This is a genomic window from Ferruginibacter sp. HRS2-29 (genome assembly GCF_024343615.1).
GTDB lineage: Bacteria > Bacteroidota > Bacteroidia > Chitinophagales > Chitinophagaceae > Ferruginibacter.
Map to the genome: position 1 here is coordinate 133,430 of NZ_RJUB01000005.1, position 8,821 is coordinate 142,250.

At 35.8% G+C, this 8,821-nt stretch carries 6 protein-coding genes; all 6 read left to right on the forward strand.

What is annotated here, in order from left to right; translation table 11 throughout:
- Positions 1-9: 9 nt before the first annotated feature.
- Complete coding sequence (locus EGI32_RS03325) at positions 10-843, forward strand: hypothetical protein (RefSeq protein ID WP_255153947.1); 834 nt, start codon at positions 10-12, stop codon at positions 841-843.
- A 79-nt stretch (positions 844-922) separates the two neighbouring features.
- Positions 923-2,098: a competence protein CoiA family protein gene (locus EGI32_RS03330; RefSeq protein WP_255153948.1), complete on the forward strand. Its 1,176-nt coding sequence runs from the start codon at positions 923-925 to the stop codon at positions 2,096-2,098.
- A 284-nt stretch (positions 2,099-2,382) separates the two neighbouring features.
- Complete coding sequence (locus tag EGI32_RS03335) at positions 2,383-3,819, forward strand: hypothetical protein (RefSeq protein ID WP_255153949.1); 1,437 nt, start codon at positions 2,383-2,385, stop codon at positions 3,817-3,819.
- A gap of 16 nt (positions 3,820-3,835) precedes the next feature.
- Positions 3,836-7,723, forward strand: coding sequence for a hypothetical protein (locus EGI32_RS03340; protein WP_255153950.1), 3,888 nt, complete (start codon positions 3,836-3,838; stop codon positions 7,721-7,723).
- Between the two features lie 9 nt (positions 7,724-7,732).
- Entirely contained in the window at positions 7,733-8,248 is a 516-nt protein-coding gene (locus EGI32_RS03345; protein WP_255153951.1) for a hypothetical protein, read from the forward strand.
- Between the two features lie 25 nt (positions 8,249-8,273).
- The coding region (locus EGI32_RS03350; RefSeq protein ID WP_255153952.1) for a DUF6443 domain-containing protein at positions 8,274-8,821 on the forward strand (548 nt) is incomplete at its 3' end.

Genomic DNA, 8,821 nt, shown 5'->3' on the forward strand with positions numbered 1-8,821 from the left:
ACTACTAGCATGAAAACTTTGTTCTTTTTTCTGCTGTTGTGTGCAGCATTTACTTCAAGGTCTCAAAGTAATTGGAAAGCGTTTGCCAGATCAGTGTTCACAAATAAAAATGGTTATAAGATAAAATCTTCACTAGCTGTAACAAGTTCTTATAAAATCAGTACTAGTAGCCCAGATATTTCCGTAAACGCAACAATCATTCCTACGCCTAATTCATTTATTCGTTATACTGTAGTTGCAGAAGAAGGCTCCAAAACTTACATTAAAATTTTACCAAAATGTAAGTATGACCAAAATTCACAAACAATAGTTTACGCAGACCATAATTACACGAGGTCTACGGGTGAAACTAATCCGATGGATTATGTTTATGAGGTTACAACCAGTTCTCTCAATCCCAATAACCACTATTTAGCAAGTTCTGCATTAATTGGAAAATTAGTGACAATCCCAGTCAGATTTCGAAAAGAGAAATGGGATGTTGATCAAAATTGGTCTATTGAAGGATCATTTAATATTGGATATGCATTTGGTTGGAAAGTGAAGGTTTGCAATAATCCTTATAAAAGAAATTACTTTAATGTTGTCCCCTATACTATTGGAATAAGCTCTCAAAAATATTTTACTTTGACTAAGTCACTTGTATCCGGCAAAGATTCTGTCACAGCTAAAACAGATCAGGTGGCATTAACTTATTATTCCTGTGGGATAACTTATGAAACAGATAAGCTACACATTGGCATTTTCGGCGGTGTTGATAAGATGTTTGGTAAATCGAAGGATTGGGTGTATCAAAATAAATGGTGGTGGGGAATAGGTTTAGGGTATGATATTTTCAAATAGAAAGTATTGTTCTAAATTAATATCTGTTGTTTATATCTGATCAAAGTTCATTTCAATCTGCCAACTTACAATTTATCGATTGGTGCTTTCAGACGAAACATTATTAAGATTAGCCATCCGTAATGGACGTATTGTTTCTATCGATGAGGTAGAAAACGGAAAAGTGTGCGGATGTGTTTGTGCGCAATGTGGAGCAGCATTAATCGCTAAAAACAATGGTAAAGTTAAACAACATCATTTTGCACATGAAAGTGATTCGGATTGTAAAGGTGCTATCGAATCAGCTCTTCATCTTCTCGCAAAAGATATTTTGTTGGCTAATAAAAAAATATTTATCCCTCATTATAAACACTTCTTTTCTGAATTTCAGCGTGAGCCAATCATTGTACCTTATGCGAAGTGCTTATCATTTGATAAGGTTACTTTAGAAGAAAGAATTAAGATTGACGATGATATAATTATCGCTGATGCCGTATGTGAAATCAAAGAGAAAAAAATAATCGTTGAATTTGCTAAAAGCCATTTCATTGACGATAGAAAAAAGGAAAAATTGAGGCGTTTGGGAATCGCGTGTATCGAAATACCTATTTCGTTAGGAACACAAGATCGAGAAAAATTCACTACCGAACTCTTATCAAATGCGCTTAAGCCTATATGGATCATTAATAAGAAAGGGGAGCAATTAGTTCCAATTGTTTATGAAAGATTGAAAAAAGAGTTCGATGAAAGAAATGCTAAAAATCAGGAGCAGGAGGAGCAGGAACGGGCAAAGTTGTTAGAGATGGGAAAAATCAATGAAGAGAAACGAAATGCACTAATAAAACTACAGCAAGCCACCAAAGAAAAAGAATTAGACAACGCGAGAAAGAAAGGGAATTTAATAAAAGTATGTCCGATCCAAAAGGAACTAAGACATATTTATTACTCCAAATTGCTTGGTCTCGATCCCATCGTAAAAAAACTTTCTGCTGCAAAAGAAATTTCTGACATCTATGAAAAACCCGAATTTGTGGATGTTTTTTTGGACGGCGAGCGTGAAATTCTAATTCCTGAAAACTACTTTCAGCTTTCCAAAGATGACCAATTGAAGTGCGAGGCAAAACTTAATACGGTTAGAAAATTTTTAACTTATAGAAATAACAGGAATAGAAATTTTTGTAATAGTTGTACATTCTTTCATGGAATTGTACACGAATTTATTATATGCTCTTGTAATCCCGGACAAAGAATAGACAATAGCTTGATTTTTTATTGAAACTTAAATACTATACTATATTTTTTATAAGATATGCAGCTTGCGAAGCCCTGTCATTTTTTACCAATGAATTTCTTGCCTGGTCAGAATTCAGAAACACTTGATAAAACTGGACAGTAATTTTACTAAATAAAATTATTTTTTTTATCCTAAATATTCAATCTGCTTTCCTGTATTGAGTTTTAGCACCAAATTCTACGCTAAAACTACGCAATTTTATAAGCATGGTTAAGTTGCATGGAAATAATTTCTATATTTAGCAAACAGACCCTAACGAAATTATTATGAGTTGCCCTAAGCTCATTACCTTAATCCTGCTTTTGATAACAAAGAGCTATTTATTAATGGCTCAATCAACTATTACACCTGCTTCTGCGCCTAATATTCCGGATAAATATTTCAAACAGGTCAATACTAAGATTGATAAATACAGTCATCGGATTACGTCCAAAACAGAAAAGACGTTAGCAAAACTTGCCCGCTGGGAATCGCGTATTCAAACATTTCTACAAAAGACAAATCCTGAGACAGCTCAGCGCTTGTTTGCTAATAAAGAAATGACCTTTTCAGGACTACTGGAAAAAATGCAAAAAAACAAGTTAATCGTTGCTAATGCTACCGGACAATACGATGGGTATCGGGATAATCTATTAACCAGCCTGAAATATATTCAAGAACAAAAAACATTGGTCGATTCCTCCATAATTAAAATTGCCAAAAATGCTCGGCAGAAAATGGACACTTTGGAGGCTGAAATTGCACTAACAGAAGCAGTAGAAAAGTTTATCAAAGAAAGAAAACATCAGCTCATAAGTGAATCGTTTAAATATATCGGGAAAAACCGATACTTGACCAAGATTAATAAAGAGAGTTTCTATTATGTAGAAACAATGAAAAATTATAAAGCAATCTTTTCTGATTCAAAAAAAGCGGAAGAAACAGCGAAGGAAATGCTTTCGAAAATTCCATCTTTTCAAAAATTTATGCAACAAAATAGCATGCTGGCTTCTTTATTTGGTACGCCTGCCAACTATGGAACGCCGCAAAGCCTTGTTGGCCTGCAAACGCGTTCCACCGTAAATAATTTAATCCAGGATAGGTTGGCTGCAGGAGGCCCAAATGCACAGCAAATGATGAAAGAACAGATGCAACAAGCGCAAGCAGAAATGAATAAGTTGAAAGACAAACTCCTAAAAGATATCCCTTCTAACGGCGATGGAGAACTGCCAGATTTTAAGCCAAATAATCAACGTAGCAAAACCTTCTTTCAGCGCCTTGAATATAATATTAATCTTCAGTTTAGTAAGTCTAACCTGATACCTACTACAAGTGATATCGGGCTGGGAATCGGGTATAAAATAAACGATAAAAGTAGTGCAGGGATTGGGATGAGCTACAAGTTGGGCATGGGTTCCATCCAGCATCTTCAGTTTAGTCATCAGGGAATAAGCTTCAGAAGTTACCTTGATTGGAAAATGAAGAAGAATATTTTTATTAGTGGGGGCTATGAACTAAATCATAATTCAGCGTTTAAAAAAATTAGCCAGCTCAAAGATAAATCCAACTGGTCGCAAAGTGGTTTGATCGGATTAAAGAAAAAGCTGCCGTTGAAAACGAAGTTGGTAAAGAATACACAAATACAACTGCTTTACGATATACTTTATCATACAAATACACCTGTAAGTCAGCCGGTGATATTTAGGATAGGGTACGGATTCTAATCATATAATTTTATTTATGAAATACGGCTTTAAAAACAAATTTGTTCCTTGTTTAATTCTTGCACTCTGTTTAAATCTTAGTCAGGCATTTTCTCAAATAGAAACGGCACCAATAAGTGGAAATGCAATGGCTACTGCAAGAGATGGCGCAGTTCCGGTAAATTTCTATACAGGACTTCCTTCAATTTCTTTACCCCTGTATAAATATTCGGGCAGTACTGGCCTTTCTCTAGGGCTTTCTCTTGACTATTTTACAGGTGGTATTCGCGCGGGAGAATTGCCATCATCAGCAGGTCTAGGTTGGAATGTGAGTGTCGGTGCAGTGATAACCCGTACGATAAAAGGTATCGCTGATGATCAACTGGGACAAGGATTTTTATATTCAGCAGTTTTAACTGATGATGAACGAAACAAAGTATATGATTATGCTCGTTCATGTAGTGATGCAGAGCAAGACCTTTTTCATTTCAATATTAATGGATTGTCAGGAAGCTTCTACATAGGAAAGAATAAGCAAATAATTACAACTCCGGGTTCCAGAGTTCGAATATCTTTTGTCATGGATACGATGGAAGATCCGGAACTGATTCCCCTAGGAGATCAGGTTGCCGGACTCAGATCATTCACTGCTGTAACAGATGATGGGACAAAATATATTTTAGATAATATAGAATACCAGACAGCAAAAACAGGGTGTGGAAATGGCTTCAATTTAACATATGGCTCAAGCTGGTATGTAAGTAAAATAATCGCGCCCTATACAACAGATACTATCGCATTCTCCTATACAACTATCACTTCAAAGAATGAACGCTTTTATCCTCAATTTCATCGTATAAGCTCAAGCAATACCCATTCTCACAGCGACACAACCTATGATCCGATACTACAACCTTCAACATATGTAACGACTATTTCTAATCGTGTACCACTTAGAATCAGCTTACCAGACAGCAGTTATATAGATTTCGTATATAGCAAACCCGGGCAATTCCGTTATGCGACCTATCCGGTCATCCAACGCATAAAGTTTAGCGATACAACGTTTCGTTATGGCTATATGTTCAATTGGGATACAACGAATGTCGGATCGAATAAACGAGACTTTCTGATGGGGCTTAATTATTACACTTCGACAAAGTTAATGCCTGGCTACACCTTTAGTTATAACACTCCGTATTTACCAATCATTGGAGATATTCGTGTTGGCGAAAGTCGTGACCATTGGGGCTTTTACAATGGTTTGAACTTAACAAGATATAATACCGTGGGAAGTGTTGCAGGGCTTTACACAAATGGGGTTGATCGTAGTACTAATTCCAACGCCCTCGCCAGTTCTTTATCTGCCATTAAAGATCCTTCCGGAGGGACAACTTATTATAAATTTGAAAATAACGATGTTCTTCCTGTTACAAATAGCGCACAATACATTTCTATCAATGCGGCAGTAAGTACGTCTACTTCAGTAACTATTACTAAAGACCAAAGTAAATCATGTCCTTTCCTGGTCTCTTTTAGCTATACATTCGGAAGGTCTCTTACAATACCGATTTCCGGCGCAGGAAATTTGAACTTTTCTATTACAAGCACGGATGGCCTGACTACATACTTCACGACATTGGTTAACTTAAAGCATCTTTACTACAATGGGTCTGCTGCAATAAATGCAGTAATCCCAAGCGGAACATATCTTATTAAAACAAGCTTGCAATCAGGGACTACCTCTTCGGTAAGCTTGCCAATTTATGTTTCTTGGACTAATCAGGCTTCTACGGGCTCTAATTCAACAATTGCAGGTGGGATAAGAATAAAACAGATTACACATTTCGATCCATTGTATAAAAAAACAGATACCATTGTGACATATCGTTATGTAACAGCAGATGGAAAAAGTTCAGGCATGGGCGGACAGCCTCCTGTTTATAATTTTACCACAACTCAACTTTCTGGCACAAATGGTACAGTAACAGCAGGTGCAATAACCCAAAATATCATTAGTAACCCTGCTGATGTTTTCAGTTTTGCAGAGCCTAGTTTTGTAGGATATAAAAGAGTAGAAGTTTATAAAGGAAGTCAGGCTCACAATCTTGGAAAAGAAGTATACGAATTTTCAGGAGCCTCAGAAGGCTACATCAACACAGATCCAGTTTCATTTCCATACCTACCACGCCTGTCAAAAGATTGGGCTGCAGGATTGCCAAATCGAATTAGCGTGTATGATAGTTTAGGGAGATTGATAAAGGTTACGCAAAATACTTATACATTATCAGCAGTGGATCTTAGCGGGAATACAAATTTTAGAAATTTAAAGGCTACACAAGTATCGAGTGGTACTGTTTCGCAAAATGGTTTGGAGCGAGTTAAACATTATACGGGGATGTTTTATTCACCACAAATGGGAATAGCGCAATTAACTTCGACCGTAGATACTTTTTATCACCCAGATAATAGCATCACAATTTCAAAACAATCCATGGAATTTGACTCAATCTTTAATTTGAAAAAAATTACTACGGATTATGATAAGATGCGTAATCTAAATCTCGAAAAGCGTTTTTATTATACTTATAATTACAACCTTGCTGATGGGGGAATCGCTAAATTAAAAACTGATAGTATTTACACGCAAGTTGCATCTGAGACATGGATCACCGGCGATGTAAATCCAAGAATGATTGCCGGAGAAATAACCAGTTACTCGAATTTGGGACGTTTTGGCGGAAATGCTATTAGACCATCTGCACACTATTCGTTTGAATCTAACAAACCTATTTTACAGAGCGTGTTAGGTGTTTTTGATCCCACAACACTGGTGAGAAATACCAATTATTGGAAAATGAAAGACACCATTATCTGGGAACGCGGAACTTTAAATTGTATTCAAACAACAGATAAACGGACTAATTTATCAAATTCAATTATATATGGCCAGAGGAATAGAAAGTATCCAATCGCCAAAGTGTCGAACGCAACGGCAACTAATGTAGCATATACAAGTTTCGAGGATAATAATTATTTCGGGGGCTGGACAATTTCAACTTTCAGTCAAGATACAAATTCAATAACCGGGAAATATGGTTTTCCCATGCCTGTTAATATTACAAAATCTAGTCTAGATCCTTCGGTAACATACAACGTCACTTTTTGGGCAAAGGCCGGGTCTTCGGTAAATGTGTATAGCGTTATCACTAATTTAATCGATTCTCAAAATGGATGGAATTATTATGTCGCAACGTTTACCGGACTTTCCTCAATTTCTGTACAAGGCACAGGTATTATAGATGAACTAAGACTTTATCCGAAAGATGCAAACATGATCACTACAACGTACAATGATCTTGCACTTGTTACCTCTACCTGTGATGCGAATAACACAATTGTTTATAATTACTACGACAGTCTTAATAGATTGATTTTGGTTAGAGACAAGGACAAAAATATCATCAAAAAATACGAATTCCCTAAAACAGACATTAATATCAATTTAAATCCAAATTGGGTAGCTACAAATCCGGTAATGTACCAGTGTGAATATGATTATGTGACCTCTTATAACACTGGAGTTGCCACTTCTTCGGAAGTCGACAACTCACCTTACAGCGAAACGTATTTATATACCCGATACGTACCGGCAGGAATTAATTACACAGCTTGTCCCGTACCCGTTTATTTCTGTAATGGGAATGACTACAGATACAAATTCATCAATGGCGTTTGTGAATTGGCATGTAAAGTATATACTTCTAGCATTTATAAAAGAATTACTGATACGTACACAGGATCACAAGTGTATAGGTGGATCTGTACCTGGCATTACAAATGGAGTGATAATAGTGTTTCTCCTGACTACACTGAGATTAATACTAACTCTTGTATGTTGACGACAATTTGCGAAATACAATAAATATAAAATATGAAAGCTATTATTTTTCTTTTGTTATTACTTGGTACATACATTCCTTTTCATGAGTTATCTATAAATAATATCGATAATGAAACTGTAAATTTTGAAGACTTTGCAGGAAAAAAAATTTTGATAGTAAATACAGCTTCAAATAGCGCTGATTCCTCACAGTTTAGACAATTAGAAGAGCTATATCAATTGTACAAAAATCAGCTGATTATTATCGCTGTTCCTTCAAATGATTTTGCTAATGAGCCGTTAGAGGAAAACGAAATAAAATCCTTATTGGAAGAGCGATATGATGTGCATTATCTAATCGCCAAAAAACAAATTGTAAGAGATACAATAGGTTGTTCTCCGTTATATCAATGGATAACCCATAAGAATAAAAATGGAATGACAGATAGTAATGTGCAGGGTGATTTCTCTAAATACCTGATAAATGGAAGTGGGCAGATAATCGGAATATTTTCAAATCAGGTAAAACCATTAGACGAGGTTTTACTAACAGCAATAAAAAATTAACAGCAAATATTAATAAATATATTCTATGCTTAAGAAATTAATTGTTTGTGGAATTCTATCAGTAGCTTCCTTTAGCATATATGCACAAAACCTTCCATCTGGAGTAACGGCACCAGCTTCCGCGACTGCAAAAAAATTACCACCGGCTTTTGCCGGTTCTCCTACGGATAATTATCTAAGGACTTTTGTGCCACAGGTACCTATACAAGATTCTTCTCTAATTAAAATAACTACGTCTGTAGATAGCGTTTTAACAACAATTAGTTTTGCAGATAGTTACGGAAGAAATATTCAAACTGTTGCTAAGCAAACATCTCCCAATAAAAAAGATAATGTAACCACAACTTTTTATGATGAGTTCGGTAAGACCTCAATAGAGTATCTTCCATTTGCTTCAACATCCAATGACGGTGTTTTTAAAACCAATCCTTTTCAACAAGATTCAACCTTTTACAAAGGTATTTTTAGTAATGAACAAATATTTTATAACCAAACCTTATATGATGGTTCACCTTTAGGCATTACAGTTAAAAACTTACCACAAGGAAACAGTTGGGGAGGTGCCGGTATTGG

Excerpts from the sequence above, each read along its gene's own strand:
- EGI32_RS03325 (WP_255153947.1), top strand. The coding sequence starts at position 10 with ATGAAAACTTTGTTCTTTTTTCTGCTGTTGTGTGCAGCATTTACTTCA.
- EGI32_RS03335 (WP_255153949.1), top strand. The coding sequence starts at position 2,383 with ATGAGTTGCCCTAAGCTCATTACCTTAATCCTGCTTTTGATAACAAAG.
- EGI32_RS03340 (WP_255153950.1), top strand. The coding sequence starts at position 3,836 with ATGAAATACGGCTTTAAAAACAAATTTGTTCCTTGTTTAATTCTTGCA.
- EGI32_RS03345 (WP_255153951.1), top strand. The coding sequence starts at position 7,733 with ATGAAAGCTATTATTTTTCTTTTGTTATTACTTGGTACATACATTCCT.